General features: G+C 41.9%; 16 protein-coding genes and 2 pseudogenes. 9 read left to right on the top strand and 9 right to left on the bottom strand.

Annotated features, from left to right (window positions below; all coding sequences use genetic code 11):
- Nucleotides 1–180: 180 nt before the first annotated feature.
- The 4 genes from FTT87_RS14190 to FTT87_RS14205 form a co-directional block, all read right to left on the bottom strand.
- A complete protein-coding gene (locus tag FTT87_RS14190; RefSeq protein ID WP_180175028.1) occupies nt 181–441 on the bottom strand; it encodes a DUF2789 family protein in 261 nt (86 codons plus the stop codon).
- Nucleotides 442–609: 168 nt separating this feature from the next.
- Nucleotides 610–1,596 (bottom strand): malate dehydrogenase, encoded by a 987-nt coding sequence (locus FTT87_RS14195; protein ID WP_092821112.1) that lies wholly within the window; start codon nt 1,594–1,596, stop codon nt 610–612.
- 172 nt (nt 1,597–1,768) lie between these two features.
- The gene (locus FTT87_RS14200; RefSeq protein ID WP_180042158.1) at nt 1,769–2,425 is read right to left on the bottom strand and encodes a ribonuclease I; all 657 of its coding nucleotides are present in this window, start codon (nt 2,423–2,425) and stop codon (nt 1,769–1,771) included.
- A 32-nt stretch (nt 2,426–2,457) separates the two neighbouring features.
- The gene (locus FTT87_RS14205) at nt 2,458–4,431 is read right to left on the bottom strand and encodes a lytic transglycosylase domain-containing protein (protein WP_180042051.1); all 1,974 of its coding nucleotides are present in this window, start codon (nt 4,429–4,431) and stop codon (nt 2,458–2,460) included.
- 354 nt (nt 4,432–4,785) lie between these two features.
- Here FTT87_RS14205 and miaB point away from each other — a divergent pair, with 354 nt between their 5' ends.
- The 4 genes from miaB to FTT87_RS14225 all read left to right on the top strand — a co-directional run bounded on the left by miaB (nt 4,786) and on the right by FTT87_RS14225 (nt 8,371).
- The gene (miaB, locus tag FTT87_RS14210; RefSeq protein WP_180175029.1) at nt 4,786–6,240 is read left to right on the top strand and encodes a tRNA (N6-isopentenyl adenosine(37)-C2)-methylthiotransferase MiaB; all 1,455 of its coding nucleotides are present in this window, start codon (nt 4,786–4,788) and stop codon (nt 6,238–6,240) included.
- A 39-nt stretch (nt 6,241–6,279) separates the two neighbouring features.
- On the top strand, nt 6,280–7,356 hold the full coding sequence (locus FTT87_RS14215; RefSeq protein WP_086195734.1) for a PhoH family protein: 1,077 nt from the start codon (nt 6,280–6,282) through the stop codon (nt 7,354–7,356).
- Nucleotides 7,357–7,375: 19 nt separating this feature from the next.
- A complete protein-coding gene (gene ybeY, locus FTT87_RS14220) occupies nt 7,376–7,858 on the top strand; it encodes an rRNA maturation RNase YbeY (protein WP_166168757.1) in 483 nt (160 codons plus the stop codon).
- 114 nt (nt 7,859–7,972) lie between these two features.
- On the top strand, nt 7,973–8,371 hold the full coding sequence (locus FTT87_RS14225; protein ID WP_166168756.1) for a hypothetical protein: 399 nt from the start codon (nt 7,973–7,975) through the stop codon (nt 8,369–8,371).
- Between the two features lie 57 nt (nt 8,372–8,428).
- Here the strand turns inward: FTT87_RS14225 and FTT87_RS14230 are convergent, their stop codons facing one another.
- On the bottom strand, nt 8,429–9,307 hold the full coding sequence (locus FTT87_RS14230) for an energy transducer TonB (RefSeq protein ID WP_180042071.1): 879 nt from the start codon (nt 9,305–9,307) through the stop codon (nt 8,429–8,431).
- A 240-nt stretch (nt 9,308–9,547) separates the two neighbouring features.
- Between FTT87_RS14230 and FTT87_RS14235 the strand changes: the two genes are divergently transcribed.
- From FTT87_RS14235 to FTT87_RS14250, 4 genes and pseudogenes are all read left to right on the top strand, one after another.
- Nucleotides 9,548–10,228, top strand: coding sequence for a hypothetical protein (locus FTT87_RS14235; protein ID WP_166168753.1), 681 nt, complete (start codon nt 9,548–9,550; stop codon nt 10,226–10,228).
- Between the two features lie 164 nt (nt 10,229–10,392).
- A complete protein-coding gene (locus FTT87_RS14240; RefSeq protein ID WP_180042073.1) occupies nt 10,393–11,106 on the top strand; it encodes a DUF3108 domain-containing protein in 714 nt (237 codons plus the stop codon).
- 91 nt (nt 11,107–11,197) lie between these two features.
- Nucleotides 11,198–11,773, top strand: a complete 576-nt coding sequence (locus tag FTT87_RS14245) for a xanthine phosphoribosyltransferase (protein ID WP_086195739.1) — start codon at nt 11,198–11,200, stop codon at nt 11,771–11,773.
- A gap of 278 nt (nt 11,774–12,051) precedes the next feature.
- Nucleotides 12,052–12,784, top strand: a pseudogene (locus FTT87_RS14250) (IS5 family transposase).
- 196 nt (nt 12,785–12,980) lie between these two features.
- Here FTT87_RS14250 and FTT87_RS14255 read toward each other — a convergent pair.
- The 3 genes from FTT87_RS14255 to FTT87_RS14265 all read right to left on the bottom strand — a co-directional run bounded on the left by FTT87_RS14255 (nt 12,981) and on the right by FTT87_RS14265 (nt 15,228).
- Nucleotides 12,981–13,592 carry a hypothetical protein gene (locus FTT87_RS14255; protein WP_086195740.1) on the bottom strand — a complete coding sequence of 204 codons (612 nt, stop codon included), beginning with the start codon at nt 13,590–13,592 and terminating at the stop codon, nt 12,981–12,983.
- 86 nt (nt 13,593–13,678) lie between these two features.
- A complete protein-coding gene (locus FTT87_RS14260; protein WP_086195741.1) occupies nt 13,679–14,854 on the bottom strand; it encodes a CsgG/HfaB family protein in 1,176 nt (391 codons plus the stop codon).
- Nucleotides 14,848–15,228, bottom strand: a complete 381-nt coding sequence (locus tag FTT87_RS14265; protein WP_086195913.1) for a hypothetical protein — start codon at nt 15,226–15,228, stop codon at nt 14,848–14,850. Before FTT87_RS14265 ends, FTT87_RS14260 begins: the two co-directional genes overlap by 7 nt.
- A 984-nt stretch (nt 15,229–16,212) precedes the next feature.
- Here FTT87_RS14265 and FTT87_RS14270 point away from each other — a divergent pair.
- A complete protein-coding gene (locus tag FTT87_RS14270) occupies nt 16,213–16,578 on the top strand; it encodes a hypothetical protein (protein ID WP_257230590.1) in 366 nt (121 codons plus the stop codon).
- On the opposite strand, the pseudogene FTT87_RS14275 reads toward FTT87_RS14270, so the two are convergent.
- A pseudogene (locus tag FTT87_RS14275) lies at nt 16,535–16,639 on the bottom strand (IS5/IS1182 family transposase); the annotation flags it as partial. The gene FTT87_RS14270 and the pseudogene FTT87_RS14275 overlap by 44 nt on opposite strands.

A 16,639-nucleotide genomic window follows, 5' to 3' on the forward strand; every position in this document is an offset into this window, starting at 1 on the left:
TCAAATGGCGATTCAGCGTTTAATTGGTTTTGGGAAAAAAGAAGAGTTTAAGGAAATTCTGGCAATTTTAAGAAGGCAGATGCCTGATAGGATAAGAGTTCTGTGAAATTTGTCGTGTACAGAGAAAATATTCATAAAAAAACCTAGTCATAAAACTAGGTTTGTTGTTTCAATTTGTGTTCACTGATGGGTTGGGGTTGAAAGCCGGTCTTCGGTATGCAATTGTTCATTTAAGATATCTACCACCATAGCCCATTCATCATCCTTTTTCCAATGGCTGATTAGAAAATCATGCTGTGCCTGTGTCCAGAATGGAGCGTGATGCAAAGGGATATCCATCGTCAATTGATGGCTTTCTATAAACCGGTCTATCGCCTCTTGGCTCGCGTCTAGTCCCAACTGCTCAAATAAAAGCTCCAATGTGGGTTGTTGATCAAACATCTCATTCTCCTTAAACCTTTATTGTTAGCTTTTAAATTAGACGCAAACCCTTATACATTCAGTTGTCACTGCATCACAGCATGTTATTTTTTGTTCAAAAACCAAATTTCAAACGTAAAAAAAGCACCCCGAAAGGAGTGCTTCTTCAATTTAATCTAAACGATTAAATTATTTAACCATGTCAGCAATTGCTGCACGTTCTTCTTCTAGCTCGTTAAGAGTGAAGTTGATACGCTCACGGCTGAATTCGTCGATTTCAAGACCTTGAACGATCTTGTATTCGCCATTTTCACAAGTTACAGGGAAACCGAACATTACGCCTTCAGGGATACCGTAAGAACCGTCAGAAGGAATACCCATAGTTACCCATTCGCCGTTTGTGCCAAGCGCCCAATCACGCATATGGTCAATTGCAGCGTTTGCAGCAGAAGCAGCAGAAGACAAACCACGCGCTTCGATGATCGCAGCACCACGTTTACCAACAGTTGGAAGGAATACGTCTTTGTTCCAAGCAGCATCGTTGATTTTGTCTTTTAAGCTTTCGCCGTTTACAGTTGCAAAACGGTAGTCAGCATACATTGTTGGAGAGTGGTTACCCCAAACAGTCATAGTTTTGATGTCAGAAACTGCAACGCCAGCTTTTTGAGCAAGTTGAGTCAACGCACGGTTGTGGTCAAGACGCAACATTGCTGTGAAGTTTTTCGCTGGAAGATCTGGAGCAGATTTCATTGCGATGTAAGCATTGGTGTTCGCAGGGTTACCTACAACAAGTACTTTAACGTCACGACTAGCAACTTCGTTTAATGCTTGACCTTGACCGATGAAGATTTCACCGTTCACTTTAAGAAGGTCAGCACGTTCCATACCTGGACCACGTGGACGCGAACCAACTAGAAGAGCGTAGTCAGCATCTTTGAATGCAACTTTAGGATCATCAGTACCGATCATGCCAGCCAATAATGGGAAAGCACAGTCGTCAAGTTCCATCATTACGCCTTTAAGCGCAGCTTGAGCTTTCTCAAAAGGAACTTCTAATAATTGAAGAATAACTGGTTGGTCTTTACCCAACATCTCACCGCTAGCGATACGGAATAATAGGCTGTAACCAATTTGACCAGCAGCGCCAGTAACGGCAACGCGAACAGGTTGCTTCATGTAATTATCTCCAATTGAGAGGATCGTCATAATAATTAAATAGCTGTTCTATTTAATCTTAATAATCATAAACGGCAAAGATTGTACTCCAATACTTTGACAGATGCATTTAAAAGAGAATGGATTTCAACAAAAGTATGATAGGAAATATAAATAAAATATATAAAAAAGCTTAGTAAGAACCTTTTATGGTAAATAAATTTGGACAGGTATTTTCTACTTCTGCTGAACAGCGCTTGTACTGTCCATTATTTTTGTAGCAAAGTTTCACTTCGGTCAGAATGGTATTTCCCTGGAAAGTCGAACAGCTAAATCTAATAGCATTGGCAGGTAAACTTGGATTCAAACGCAGAAACTGCAATCGAAGATTGGTCTGATGCATGGCTCGCGTCTCAGGACTGGTTAATTCCTTCGGAATTTTGAGACGTTCAGCATAATTAATGATAGTACGGAAATATTGACTTGAGTTCATCTGTACACATCCGCCAATTCCACGCCAAAGTTGCATGCGGGCATTTTCATCGGGCATGACTCGTGCCACGACTTTCGCCTGCAAGGGAGATAAAGCCGCAGAGGATGTGGTCCTGCACTCGGTTTCCGAAGTTTCCGGATACAAACCGGAAATATTCAGCGAATAGCCTTCCAGACATTTGCGCTGTTTTGATTTTTGGGCATCAAACATGCATACCGCAGGGGTCATTTGTACCACCATGACATAACCCTGCAAAGGGGCTGCAAAAGTTTGAGGTGCAAACAGCCCTAGTCCAGCACTGCTCAGCGCGAACAGCACCCATCTTAGTAAAACTGAAGTTCGCCCAGAAAATATCATCAACAAGTCAGACCTATCAATAAAACTAAAAATTAAGGATTATTTCTTAATGGAATTATATTCATCCGTTTTTCAATCGACTGCGCTCCTTGTCCAAGCAATACTCCATAATGGGTGGCGTTGGTCATGACATGTTTTACATAATCACGTGTTTCGGTTAAGGGAATGGTTTCAGTATATTGATCAGCGGCTATCTGCTGGGCATCCGGTTGCCAGCGACGTGCACGGTTTGGACCAGCATTATAGCCAGCCGTTGCCAGCACAGGATTATTGCTGAGCTGGCTCTGAATCATCGACAAATAAAAAGTGCCATAACGAATATTGGTATTCATGTCGGTTAAAGCTGCCGGATTATAAGTTTCGCCCATTTGCCGGGCCACCAGTTTCGCCGTATCCGGCATAATTTGCATTAACCCTCCTGCACCCACATGTGAACGTGCCTGTGAAACAAAACGACTTTCCTGACGCATCAAACCATAGGCCCATGCAGGATCGATTCCGGCATTTCGACTATGGCTGACCACATAACTTTGATGTGGCATGGCATAACGATAGGAATAATTGTGCTTGGATTCAGTACGGTCAGCCGCGTAAATGGCACGGTCGTACCAACCTATATCCGTCGCACGTTTTGCAGCTGCCAGCAGTAAGCCATCATCATGTTTTAAATATGCCTGACGCACTGCCCAGTTCCATTCACGATTCACATAACTATCCGGTGCGTTGACACGGCGTAAAGCAAAAGCACGGTTAAAATGAATATTTTGGCTTAAACGCTGCACATCACTATTTGAAGGTTGAACATTACCGGGAATATTATTGTAACTCTGCCCCAACTTATCTCTGGCCAGCAGATTATGGTAATCATCTCCCTGTGCCAATTTTTTGAAAATTTCTTGTGCCACACGTTTAGAGTGAGCATCACCACGCTGCTCTGAAGCCCGTGCCAACCAGTACTGCCAACGATCTTCCTGCTTTTGGGTTACGCCCATCGCATCAATGGCCCGAATCAGGCTTTCCCATGCACTAAAACGAATGGCTTGACGAGCATAAATTTCCGCTTCTTCTGCACTAAAGGGCAAACCGTAACTGGCATCCAGATAATTCAGTACTTCACGGTTAAAATTGTTTTTCATCACCGTGGTTCCGCCAATATAGCCCACAGTACGATAGAGCGCTTTTTGTACTTGTAGCGGTGTCCCTTCTGCTGCATTTTTGACGGAAGCCATTGCAGTATTTAAGTCGCTATCGGCCAGACGTCCCAGGGCATAAATCAAATAAGCCTGATCTGCACTGGTGGCTTTAGGCGCAGACCATAAATAATTTAAAGGATTGGCCTGAATTTGATTGAGCTGTGCAAGTGACAGGCTCAGCCCCAGCGTTTGTGCCGTAGCCAAGGCCAAGCCCGACTGGCCTGCGCGAAGCTGTCCCCACAAGCGTTGCTGCCTGTCCTGCTCGGTCATTAGGGGACTCGACAGCATCATACGTCCCAAACCGGTACAGGATTCAGGTTGTGAGTTGGTAGCAAGCCAGACATCTTTATATTCAGCAAAAACCAGGGGATCACCCGATTTGGCACGAACCTGCGCAACCGCACAGTTTTCCGCCTGATCCGGATTGGTCACATACTGCAAAATAGGCTGCGCAGTCGCAAAATCTGCCTGCTTGACTTTTTCTTCGACATAATCGGCAGCCAGTTTTTCCGCCATGGCCGATTGCGGATAACGCTGAGCAAAATTGATAATTTGGCTGGCAGGCTGATTGGCCAGATTGCTATTCAATAACCAGTATTCCGGATAATAGCCCAGCACATCGTTCTGCATCGATGCCTGATATTGTTGTAATAAATCTAAATTTGAAGAATTGGCAGCACGCAAAGCATCATTAAACTGTTCATCAGCTGCATAAGAAATCGAAATAAAACCGGTAGATGCCAAAGCCAAAGCAAGCACTTTATAATAATTTTTATTGATTACCCGATTAAACATATGCCCGCCTTCTGTCATTTAATATTGCCTTGGTCGCACCTAATCATTTTTGAATAGTTTAATTATTATTACACTACTCTACTGTTCTGTTATGTAACCTTATGATTAGACAATATTAATTTTCAATCATTTTTACTTCACAAATCAATATTTTTGCAGCTTTATTTAGAGCTATAAGTTTGGCTTCGATTCCTGCTAAAATATGCGCCTTTCTTGTATTCAAATTGCATTTTTTCAAGATGACAGTCAGCCTCTTTCTTCCTCTTCAATACCATTAGGCATTGAAAGGAAAAAGAAATATCGCTCGCTGAGTGAGCTTGATACAGTCAGTCTTGAATTGCGATTTCACCGATTTATCCTTTAGGAGCCTACATGACGGTTCAAACCTTCATTCCAAATAGTGCCCAAGCTGCTTCAGAAAACACTGTTACCCAGCCACAGCACACCCCAGCCGACGGTTCAGTGAAAAAACTGTATATCGAAACGCAAGGGTGTCAGATGAATGAGTATGACAGTCATCGTATGGCAGATCTTTTAGGCGACTCGCACGGTTATGTACTCACCACTGACCCAAATGATGCCGATATTCTGCTGATGAATACCTGTTCCATTCGTGAAAAGGCCCAGGAAAAAGTCTTTTCCGAACTAGGTCGCTGGCGCAAGCTGAAAGAAAAAAATCCTGATCTGGTGATTGGGGTCGGCGGTTGTGTCGCTTCTCAGGAAGGTGACAATATTCAGAAACGTGCACCGTATGTCGACATGGTGTTTGGTCCACAAACCTTGCACCGTTTACCGCAAATGCTGGATCAGCATAGTGAACAAATTGAAAAACCGAAGAAAGAAAAAATCAAGCTGGTGGATATTTCTTTCCCGGATATAGAAAAATTCGACTTTTTACCTGAACCGCGTGTTGAAGGCTATAAAGCATTTGTTTCGATTATGGAAGGCTGTTCCAAATACTGTTCTTTCTGCGTAGTCCCTTATACCCGCGGCGAAGAAGTATCGCGTCCTTTAGATGACGTACTTGCAGAAATTGCCGGTCTGGCGGAAAAAGGGGTTCGTGAAATCAGCCTATTAGGTCAGAACGTGAATGGTTACCGCGGCGAAACTTTTGAAGGCAATATCTGCACCTTTGCCGACTTGCTGCGTCTAGTTGCCGAAATTCCGGGCATTGGTCGTTTACGTTATACCACTTCACATCCGCTTGAATTTAATGATGACCTGATTCAGTGCTACCGTGACTTGCCACAAATGGTTTCGCATCTGCACTTGCCGGTACAAAGCGGTTCCAACGATGTGCTGAAAGCGATGAAACGTAACCACACCATCGATGTCTATATCGAAAAAATTAAAAAGCTACGTACTGTCCGTCCGGATATGCATTTATCTTCAGACTTTATTATCGGTTTCCCGGGTGAAACCAATGAGAACTTTGAAGAAACTTATCAATTCATCCAGGATTTAGATTTCGACCACTCTTACAGCTTCATTTATTCAAAACGTCCGGGTACACCCGCTTCAGAACTTGAAGACAACACCCCTGAAGATGTCAAAAAAGAACGGCTGGCCAAAGTTCAGCAATGGATTAAACGCTCAAGCATTGATAAAACTGATGCCATGCTCGGCACCATCCAGCGTGTACTGATTGAAAAGGTTTCTGACAAAGATCCGAACCTGTTGATTGGTACGGCGGACAATACCCGTCTGGTGTCTTTCATTGGTGATCCGGCCTGGGTTGGGCGTTTTGCAGAGATTGAAATTACCGAAATTAAAACTTTAAATTTTGTTTACGGTGAGCTCTTGAATCTTGAGCCTGACGTGGCGTAATGTAAGGTGATCAGTAAGATCATTTTATAAGGAATTCTCTTGACTGCAGCGATCCGACGTACAGTAACTTTTCCTGGTATTTCAATGGAACGTTTAAAAGGCATGCTGGGTGCTTATAACGGTCATTTGAAACAAATCGAACAGCGTTTAGAGGTCAAAATTTCCCATCGAGGTGATGCTTTTTACATCGATGGTGAGATTGATGCAGTAGAGAGAGCCGAAAGCCTCTTGATGCGTCTACATGAAGAAACTGAAACCAGCCAGCAAGTCAGCGCGGACACCCTGCATCTGATGATTCAGGGCAGTCAGACGGATCGTGAATTGCAGGAAGACTTTTCTGACAATGAACATACTGGTCTCGATGCCGTCTGGTTGCAAACCCGCAAAGGCCGGATTAATCCACGCGGCGCAAATCAAAAGCGTTATGTACAGCGTATTTTGCAAAGCGACATTTCCTTTGGTATAGGCCCTGCTGGTACCGGTAAAACCTATCTTGCCGTGGCTGCTGCGGTAGATATGCTGGAACGTAATGAAATCCAGCGCATCCTGCTGGTTCGTCCTGCGGTTGAAGCCGGGGAAAAACTCGGTTTCTTACCGGGGGATTTAAGCCAGAAAATCGATCCTTATTTGCGCCCGCTTTACGATGCCCTGTATGAAATGCTGGGCTTTGAAAAAGTCGCCAAACTGATTGAACGTCAGGTGATTGAAGTTGCGCCCCTCGCCTATATGCGTGGCCGTACCCTCAACCATTCTTTCGTGATTTTGGATGAAGCGCAAAACACGACGCCAGAACAGATGAAAATGTTCCTGACTCGTTTAGGCTTTGGTTCACGTGCGGTCATTACCGGCGACATCACTCAGGTCGATTTACCTCGCGGTCAGCAATCTGGTTTAGCCCATGCTTTACGTGTACTGGAACCTGTAACCGAAATTCATATCACCCGTTTCCATTCCCGTGACGTGGTTCGTCACCGGCTGGTACAGAAAATTGTCGAAGCCTATGAAGGATGGGACAGTGAACAACACCGTCTTAGTGCTGAAGCACGAGCAGAACGTAAAGCGCGTCAGGAAGCATTGATTGCTGAAAATGATGCTGCTGCCGATGCTCAGGACTAAGATATTTTAAGGATTCATTTTGAAACTTAACCTATCATTGCAACAAGACTACCAGTCACCTGAACTGGTATTAAAACGCGCTTATATTAAAAAGGTCATTGAAACTACACTTCGTTTTATCAATGTCGATCAGGACTGCGAAATCGGGATTGCTTGTGTAGACAATGACGAAAGCCATAAGCTGAATCTAGAGTATCGTCAAAAAGACAAGCCGACCAATGTGCTGTCTTTCCCGAGCGATGTACCAGAAGAAGTGCTGGCAATGCTGGATGCCCTACCCATTGGTGACCTGGTGATTTGTATTCCTGTGGTTTTACAAGAGGCCATTGATCAGAATAAAACCCCGATTGAGCATTTTACTCATATGCTGGTGCACGGCACCTTACACTTGATGGGCTATGACCATGAAACCTCAGATGAAGATGCAGAAGAAATGGAAGCATTGGAAATTGAGATTCTGGCGAAGTTAGGTTTTAAGAATCCCTATACTGAGCAACAGTAAGTTCTAGCAGCCTTCCCATTTATTAAACCCGATTAATTTCAATTAGTCGGGTTTAATTTATGCCAAATAAGCATAAAATCTTAAAATACTCCTCAATAAGTGCTGGAAAAAATGATGAACAGAATTATTTTCCGACTTTGCCTGATTTTAGCGTTATTTCCTGCATCCCAACTGTATGCCAATGTTGAATCTGTGTGTAAGGAAGTAAGGTTCCAGCTAGCAGATAATGCCTGGGTAGGCCATTATTATCTGGAAGGCGTGATGGAAGTCGGCTCTGAGCTTTTACTGCAACCGGACGGCAAGTTTAAATGGTATCTGGCAGTCGGTGCTTTAGACCAATATGCAGAAGGAACCTGGTGGAAAAATGGGACATGTATTGGCTTGAAAGCGGCTCCACAATACCGCCAATATTTACAAATTTTCCCGACCCGCCTAGATCTTTCAGAACAGGACTTAAACGTGACATGGCCGGATGGGCGTCAAAAGGGACACTATGTATTAGCCTCACCTTAAAAACATAATCAAAATAAATACTTGTCAAACTTTAAAAAGTAGATCAATGCCATTCAATCAATGCACCTCAAACTCAGCTTCAGCCGGGTCAAACCGCCAGGTACGTACAATGCGAAGTTCTGAAATATCTTTCATCCCTTTATCAAAACCACCGAATGGAGCAGCTTTACGTACTGAAGTCTTGGCCGCTTCATCCAGTAAACCATGACCTGAACTTTCAATCAGGCGAATGGCACGAATTCCGCCACTTTTATTGAGGATCACCATTAAACGCACCTCCCCTGCGAGACGTTGCACTTTGGCTGCATCTGGATAATAGCGGTTACCGTAAAATTCTACTTTCTCACGGAATTTTTCCAAATAAGCGGCAGAAATATCCTGCTTGGCCTGTATACCATCTACGGTTTTAATTTTTTGCTGACGGCTAAAGTTTTGCTGACGTTGCAAATATTGTGCTTCCAGACTTGCCACCATCGCGGCCTTGGCCTGAAACTGGCTATTCAGCTCCTGCATGGCTTTTTTGCGCTGGTTCTGTTCTGCTTCTTTCTTCCAGCTTAAGGTGGTCATCAGCACTTTTTCTTCAAAGCTGAGTTCGCGTTTCTGTTGTAAACGCTCCAGAGTTTCCTGTTGCTGTTCACCGGTCGTTTGCTCAGTCATCGCTGCCGGCATATCGCTCGACATACGGTGTGCTTCACGAAAAGTTCCAGAACCTTGCTGATCTGCCTGTGCCAGAAAATCCGCATGTTCCACCTTGTCCTCACTCGGACGTAATGTGACGGCGATCTCTTTGACTGCCGCATCACTTTCTTTCGGCATGGCAAACTGCAAAGTCAAAATAATCAAATGCAAAGCAACAGCTACAATCACTGCGCTTGTGAAAATTGGATCTTTCCACCATGCATGCATTAAAGGTGCGAAACTGATTTTCTTAAGCATCACATTAAACCGACAAAATGTCTGGTCCCCAAACTGCATAAAAGCAGTATAAAATAAACACAGCGTCTAGTTTTGAATGAAGAAACGAGAACTCAGTCAATAAGCACGCTGTAGACAATTAAAATCATGAAAATGGTGCAATTAATTTTGTTAAACTGCAAGGTGGAATATCTGTATTTTTAATACTTTCGACAGAATCTATCGAAGTTTAAGAAGATTAACTCGCTGGGATGCCTTATTATGCAAACGCTACTATCCAATATCTCTAAACGTATACGCCAGGTGTATGAAAAGGCTGAAGGGTTTATTGAAGATGAGCGTGAATTCCCCCTTTCTCAAGTTTTTTTAAATGCAACTTTTCAGCGTTTTGTTACTGACAATGTTGCCATGCTGAAAGATCTGCATGCCGACTTGCATGAAGACTGGCTACGCTTATATGCAACGCTTGATGTGAAGGGTTTATACATTACCCTTTCAGTCGATTTGAAACTGGTACAGATGGAACTGAATAAAGATACCCAACTGATTGTGTTTGAACAGATTAGTGACACCCAAGTGATTGAAGCCAAATTCAAAAATATCTTCCAAAAGCTTGCTGTAAAATTTGCTTTATTTTTCTATCAAAAAGTACTCAATCAAGACCCTCTGGGCATGATTCTTGAAAAGTTGAATGTCATTAAAGTAAAAGATGACTTATTGCATCTGGATTTAAACCGATGGTTAGGCAAAAAGCGTTCTATCATTGATACCTTAGCAAAAGTGCATGTCAACCATGCGGTTTTGCGTGAAGCTGAACTGGTGGTCATAGGCAATGTCAACCTGACTGCATTATTCAGAAAAATGTCCGAAGAGCCGATGGAGGTCTGGGAGATTGCGGAAGAATACCAGGACAGCAAAGTCAGTCCGGTTAAGCAAAAATAAATTAGATGATGATTACTGATTAAAAATCTATATTTTTTAGGGAAAAACTACATAAAGATACAGATCGAACAAAATTTCAGATTTTATCTTCATAATCAAAGCGCATAATACCGCTTAAAGACAAGTTTTACATTTTATTCCAAATTCAGAGGAACAATTTACTGATGGCTCACCCTGTATTGAAAATAATTGCGTTGACATCTGGATTAAGCACTACTCTGTTGTTTGCTGGTTTCTCAAGCCAAACCTTCGCCATGAGTCCATTCCAGGCAAGTTATCAATTTAGCTATAATGGCAAAAATCTGGGTTCTGCTACCCGTACATTAAGCAAGTCGGGAAATAACTGGACTTATATTTTTGCTGCAAAAGCTGCTGGCTTGGCTTCTGCAACAGAAACCAGTTATTTTGGCTTTAATAATGGCCAAATTATTTCCCATACTTTCAGCCGTAGCAGTAAAGTACTCATTCATAATAATACAATGAGTATCAAGTTTAATCCCACAGCTAAAACCATTAATACCAAGAAGGATGACACAGCACGTTCATTTGCCTGGAAAGCTGGTACGCTGGATGAACTGAATGCTGAATTACAACTGCGTGAAGACTTAAAATCATCCGGGCTGAGATCAAGTTATGCGATTGTCGATGCCAAAGAAGTGGAATCACGTCGTTTTGTCAAACAGGGTATGGAAAAGGTAAAAACGTCTTATGGCACTTTCGACACCATTAAAGTAGTGCTCAAACACAGCAAGCCAAATCGCGATACCATTTTTTGGTTAGCACCTAAACTGGACTACACACCCGTGAAAGTAACCCATCAAGATGGCAAAACTTCCTATGGTTTATTATTAACAGGTTATAAAGGCCCAACGAGTTAATTGATTTGAGCAATTTCGCTTGCATTTTTCGAGAGCCTTTTTAAAATACGCTTTTGCTTGAAAAAGCATCTGCCCTTAGAGGAATTCTCCCGTGCACGCACTAGAACAGAAAATCTTAAGTGAAGGTATCGTTCTATCTGATCAAGTTCTGAAAGTTGATGCTTTCTTAAATCATCAAATCGACCCTGTATTAATGCAGCAAATTGGCAAAGAATTTGCTGCACGGTTTAAAGATGCAGGGATCACGAAAATTATCACCATTGAAGCTTCTGGTATTGCTCCAGCAGTCATGGCCGGTTTAGAACTTGGTGTGCCTGTGATCTTTGCACGTAAATATCAGTCTTTAACCTTAAAAGATGATTTATACCGTTCCAAAGTGTTCTCGTTCACTAAACAAATTGAAAGTACCATTGCCATTTCCAACAAGCACATCAACTCTAGCGATAAAGCTTTAGTGATTGATGACTTCCTGGCAAATGGTCAGGCTGCTTTAGGTCTTGCCGATTTAATTCATCAAGCAAATGCAGAAGTTGTGGGTATTGGCATTGTAATTGAAAAATCTTTCCAGCCAGGGCGCCAATTGTTACTTGATAAAGGTTACCGTGTTGAATCTTTGGCACGTGTTAAATCTTTAGAAAATGGTACTGTTGAATTTGTCCGTGACTAGAATTTCAACTGAATTTAAAAAGAACGCTCAGGCGTTCTTTTTTATAGGTGTTTGTTTTTAGAATGCATATTTTATGTGAAACAGCTATCCAGAATAATGTTAACAAAATCGGTGCTTACTCACCTGCTCCATGTGAATTCAGCTTGCTGGCCCCTGCTGCAAAATGAGATACAAGAAAAATTAAATTCGTTGCACTTTTTTGTCCAATAATTCGAATCAACTCTAGGGCCTGTCATCAATTAGCTTGAGAAAATCTAATCTATCCTCATTATTTTTTCATGACTAAACGCTATGCATTAAGAGATGATCAGTGGGAACAGATTAAGGATCTGTTGCCCGGACGAGCAAGTACTGTTGGAGTAACTGCCAAAAACAACAGGCTATTTGTTGAAGCAGTATTATATCGGTATCGTTCAGGTATTCCGTGGCGAGACTTACCAGAACGCTTTGGGGATTTTAGAGTCATGCACACTCGCTTTAGCCGTTGGGCTAAAGCAGGTGTATGGCAGAAAGTTTTTGAAGGGCTATCACATGAAAGTGATAATGAATATGCCATGCTGGACTCAACCATTGTGCGCGCTCATCAACACAGTGCCGGGAAAAAAAGAACAGGCAATCGAACGCAGTAAAGGTGGCTTAAGTACCAAAATTCATGCCCGTACTGATGCTTTAGGCAACCCAACAGGATTTTATCTCACTGCCGGGCAGGCTCATGACTTAAATGGTGCTGATGTGCTGCTGGACTTATCGTTAAGTCAGACTTGGCTCATGGATAAAGCCTACAATTCCAAGAATCGGGTGATTGATCCAATCCATAAGATCAAGGGTCAGATCGTGATGCCGTCCAAAAGTAACGCGATTGATCAGCGTGATTATGACCAACATCTTTATAAGGCAAGACATCTGATCGAGAACTTCTTCGCCAAGCTCAAGCAGTATCGAGGTATTGCTACGCGCTATGATAAATTGGCTCAAAACTTCCTCTCAGCGATCTACTTACCTCAATCATGATATGGCTTAATTGATGACACGCCCTAGTCAATAGCGAGGTTTTACATCTCATAACAACCGAACTTTCACACCAAATAGGACTTTTTAAAGATTAATTTAACTACAAAGCAATATTCACTGAACATTTTTTGCTCTAAAATAAAAAAGTCTAACTATCCGCAAATAGTTAGACCCTGGATCATATTGAACGGTGGATTTACTTTACGGTCACAGTAATGCTACCGGTGTTCACAGCACCAATAGCTGAAGTTTTGATACCATCAATATGATTCACTTTTCCATCTACATTTACAGATGCATCAATAGCTGCTGAATTAAAAGCTAAATTCGCTGCAGTGTAATTACTCAGAGTTTCAGAGAATTGGTCATAAGTATCCGTATTTAACGATGTACTAATGGAACTTTCAAACTCTGATGACCGTTCAGAACGCCATTCTTCCAAATTACGCGCCGCACTTCTTTCAGCATCAAGAGTTGACTCCACTGTTCCCGTATTCACTGCGCTCAAATTGCCTTGTTGCAAATTAATACTACCGGTGTTTACCGCACCAATTGCTGAAGTTTCTACTGCAATTTTGTCTCCCACATTATTCAGTGAGTTATACCGCCCATCTACATTGACCGTTGCATCAACAGTAGCGGTATTAATGGCAAGGTTAAGCGCAGTACCATTTGGCTGGGTATGTTGAGATAAAAGATTTAAGGCACCATTTAACCCAGTATCTACAGTGACCTCTTGAGCATTAGCCATGCCTGCACCGGACAAGAAGGCAACAGATAAGGCGATTGTTTTGATAGTCTTATTCATGGTTATTTTCCTTTTTTCTAATTTTGAAGTACTTCTCGCTAAGCACTTCTTTTTTATAATGGGAGCGAGCCCATTTTTATATATTTTTAATCACGCTGCGTGCTTGACCAGTAGTTTTCCACCATTTCCGGATTAACATCCCACAGCATCGAAGTCTTTTCATTGTCTTTTTCTTCATTCATTTTTTTTAAAAAAGATGAAGGCTTTTTCATACTGATATATTTAATCAAATCCTGTTTGCTCGGTTCAGACTCACCTTCAGGATTTTCAATCAACTCGGACTCTTTTTTCTTAGGTGGCTGAGTATCTTTACTAGGTAAATCGGTTGCTTTATTTTTCTCATTCGGTGAACTGGTTTTATGTGATGATGATTCCAGAACAGTACTCGGTAAATTTGCGCTACTTTGCTGCTGACTCTGCTTATACTTATACAGCGCAACCGAACTTCGGGTTAAACTCAATTGGCCAAATTCAGGTGGTATTTGCGCGCGGCAACTTTCAAAGGTTGCAGGCGGAACAACCTGACTAAGCAACTCAAAAGTAGCCAGATTCAGCATTTGGCGTAGAGCAAAATTAGTTGCTTCTCGCTCCCCTTTGCCCACCTGAATATTCAATAAAGTATGCCCGGCAAACCTACCTGCACTCAGACCATAATCCTGCGCAGCAATCTGTTTTTGCAGCGAAACATTAGCCACCACCTTACTGCTACGGGTATCAGTCAGGGATAAATCCAGCCCGACCATAATGCGGGTTTGACTATAATTCGGCCCGACTCCACCAATCTGCATATCCACACCGCTCCCTGGAATAAAATCCAGACTGTTGATGCTGCCAGTGACATAATAATCAGAAGCCTGAATTTGTCGTGGGTCGCGAATGCCCCACTTGGCTTCGCTTTCGATAATCCTCGGATCACGCCGGTTCAATAAACTGACCCCAGCCTGAAATAAGGCGGACTGCACCATATCTCCCGCACCTTGGGTCACCATTTTGCCACTGCCGCCATTGGTCACTACATCTTTGCCGGTCTGGTCCAGAATCGCTCCAACGGAAAAGCTGACATCACTGCGCAGTTGCCCTTTCAGGCAGGATAAAGCCATATCAAAAGGGGTGAAAATATCGGTAATTGGGGGACCCTGTACCAGACTGACCGGTTTCTTGTTTGAGACCGCCATACCCGTGCACCCGCTCATCAGCTGGCTAAAAAGGATCAACACAGTCACAGAAGATATTTTTCTTCTATTTAACGGGAAATTCAGCATAGTGAGTCCCCCCCCGGTTGGGTGCTTAAGTTGGGGCATTGCTGATTGTTTTGAGTGGTCGTGGAATTTAAGGTGCCTTCATTCGAAGTATCATTCGAAATGTCCACACCGTTATTTGAACCATTGATATTCACATTGCTCGTAGCTGAATTCACCGTACCGATAGAGCTGGTCGAGGTGCTATTTATGGTGGTCTTTCCCAAGCCAGAATAATAATCGGAATCCTTGAGCTCGATCAGATTGGCCTGCACCAGATTTTCACTGGAACGAGTACTTGACGATTTCCAGCGCTGGCTCCATTCATCCGATGTGGCATAAGCATTGCCCAAAATACAGCAACAAAATAAACTCACATTGATCACTGATATTTTCATAATCATTACCCGTCCTTCGTTCCAGGATGTTTATTTATTTTCTATTTATTAAGGTTTAATTTATATTAAAAATATTAAATCACATAAATAAAACAAAAGGCAAAATTTATCAGGTTTTACATATCTTAGGTTTAAGATAACAAACTATCTTGTTGTTATAATTATTGATTTATTAATTGTTGTTTATTTTTGAATTGTAAGAAATCATTATGTAATAAATCTTTAAAATTAAAATTTACATCAAAAATTTAATAAAATTAATATTTTTTTTATATAAAAAATCATCCTGATTTCATAAGCGAATATTCACCTTGTCAAAACAGTTCAGCTTTAGGGAGTTGTAAAATTTGACTTTATTAGAATGCTCATTCAAATGTGATGAACATCTATTATTTATGAAAATACAATTAACCAATCACAGTTAAGCGTATTTATAAAGTAATTTCAGCAGTAAAGTTAATTTTTTAAAAGTATGAGTATCCGTTCAAAAAAAAACACTCTAACTTTAGCGATAAGGCTATTTGCAGCCCTATATCTACGACCACTTCAGTGTTTTGAGCATTTGCCATACTGGCACCGGTCAGGAAGGCGACGGGTAAGAAGATTGTTTTAACAGTCTTCTTATCCGTCGAAAAATCGAAGAATTAAACCAAAGACACATGGAATTAGGCTTGAAAAGAGGAGCCGTACAGTCTCAGCCTAGCCTGTTTTAAGTTGCAGTATATGCAAGATACAGTCATTTTCATGGCTGTATGATTGATGATTATTAAAAAATCAGCCATCACCAGATTCGATAAAGAATGAATGTTTTTACAACTCAGATAAACTGTTTCGACTTTATTTCAACTAGAATCAAGTTGGTATGAAATGCTCCTGACATCCAGTTGCAGAAGCGACATACTGTAGCAACATGTCATAAATATCAGCTGACCTTGAAACCTTCTCTATTTCCTATAGTTCAAGATCGGTCAATATAAATTGTTGATGGAAAAACTTATGCAATGTCCTAAATGTGGATCGACCGAAGTTGAAAAACGCGATCACGAAAAGAACTTAAAAACCATTGGTGGAATTTTAATGACCTCCGCCGGGGCAACAGCAGGAACGGTAGGTGGTGCTGCAACGGGAGCATCGACCGGTGCGGCGATTGGGGCAGTTGCCGGACCATTAGGCGTGATTTTCGGTGGCACAGTAGGAACATTTGTAGGTGCCATTGCTGTAGGTGTGACCGGTGGCGTATTAGGGAATATTTTCGGTAAAAAAGCCGGTGTCATTATCGATAAGAATAGATCTCTTGCGAAAGTCATTATTGAAAATTTATCCGGTTTACCAGTGCAGCGATTAAGTTAATGCGTAAACCGAATCTTTTCCGTCTATTTCGATAGCGTTCACTTAATATTCTAAATGTTTT

The organism is Acinetobacter sp. YH01022 (assembly GCF_013420235.1).
Taxonomy (GTDB): domain Bacteria; phylum Pseudomonadota; class Gammaproteobacteria; order Pseudomonadales; family Moraxellaceae; genus Acinetobacter.

Bases quoted from the DNA above. Each gene is read 5' to 3' on its own strand.
- FTT87_RS14255 (WP_086195740.1), bottom strand. From the start codon at position 13,592: ATGAATAAGACTATCAAAACAATCGCCTTATCTGTTGCCTTCTTGTCC.
- FTT87_RS14200 (WP_180042158.1), bottom strand. From the start codon at position 2,425: ATGATATTTTCTGGGCGAACTTCAGTTTTACTAAGATGGGTGCTGTTC.
- FTT87_RS14265 (WP_086195913.1), bottom strand. From the start codon at position 15,228: ATGAAAATATCAGTGATCAATGTGAGTTTATTTTGTTGCTGTATTTTG.
- FTT87_RS14270 (WP_257230590.1), top strand. From the start codon at position 16,213: ATGGAAAAACTTATGCAATGTCCTAAATGTGGATCGACCGAAGTTGAA.
- miaB (WP_180175029.1), top strand. From the start codon at position 4,786: ATGACGGTTCAAACCTTCATTCCAAATAGTGCCCAAGCTGCTTCAGAA.
- FTT87_RS14230 (WP_180042071.1), bottom strand. From the start codon at position 9,307: ATGCTTAAGAAAATCAGTTTCGCACCTTTAATGCATGCATGGTGGAAA.
- FTT87_RS14240 (WP_180042073.1), top strand. From the start codon at position 10,393: ATGGCTCACCCTGTATTGAAAATAATTGCGTTGACATCTGGATTAAGC.
- FTT87_RS14195 (WP_092821112.1), bottom strand. From the start codon at position 1,596: ATGAAGCAACCTGTTCGCGTTGCCGTTACTGGCGCTGCTGGTCAAATT.
- FTT87_RS14190 (WP_180175028.1), bottom strand. From the start codon at position 441: ATGTTTGATCAACAACCCACATTGGAGCTTTTATTTGAGCAGTTGGGA.
- FTT87_RS14225 (WP_166168756.1), top strand. From the start codon at position 7,973: ATGAACAGAATTATTTTCCGACTTTGCCTGATTTTAGCGTTATTTCCT.
- FTT87_RS14205 (WP_180042051.1), bottom strand. From the start codon at position 4,431: ATGACAGAAGGCGGGCATATGTTTAATCGGGTAATCAATAAAAATTAT.
- FTT87_RS14235 (WP_166168753.1), top strand. From the start codon at position 9,548: ATGCAAACGCTACTATCCAATATCTCTAAACGTATACGCCAGGTGTAT.
- FTT87_RS14260 (WP_086195741.1), bottom strand. From the start codon at position 14,854: ATGCTGAATTTCCCGTTAAATAGAAGAAAAATATCTTCTGTGACTGTG.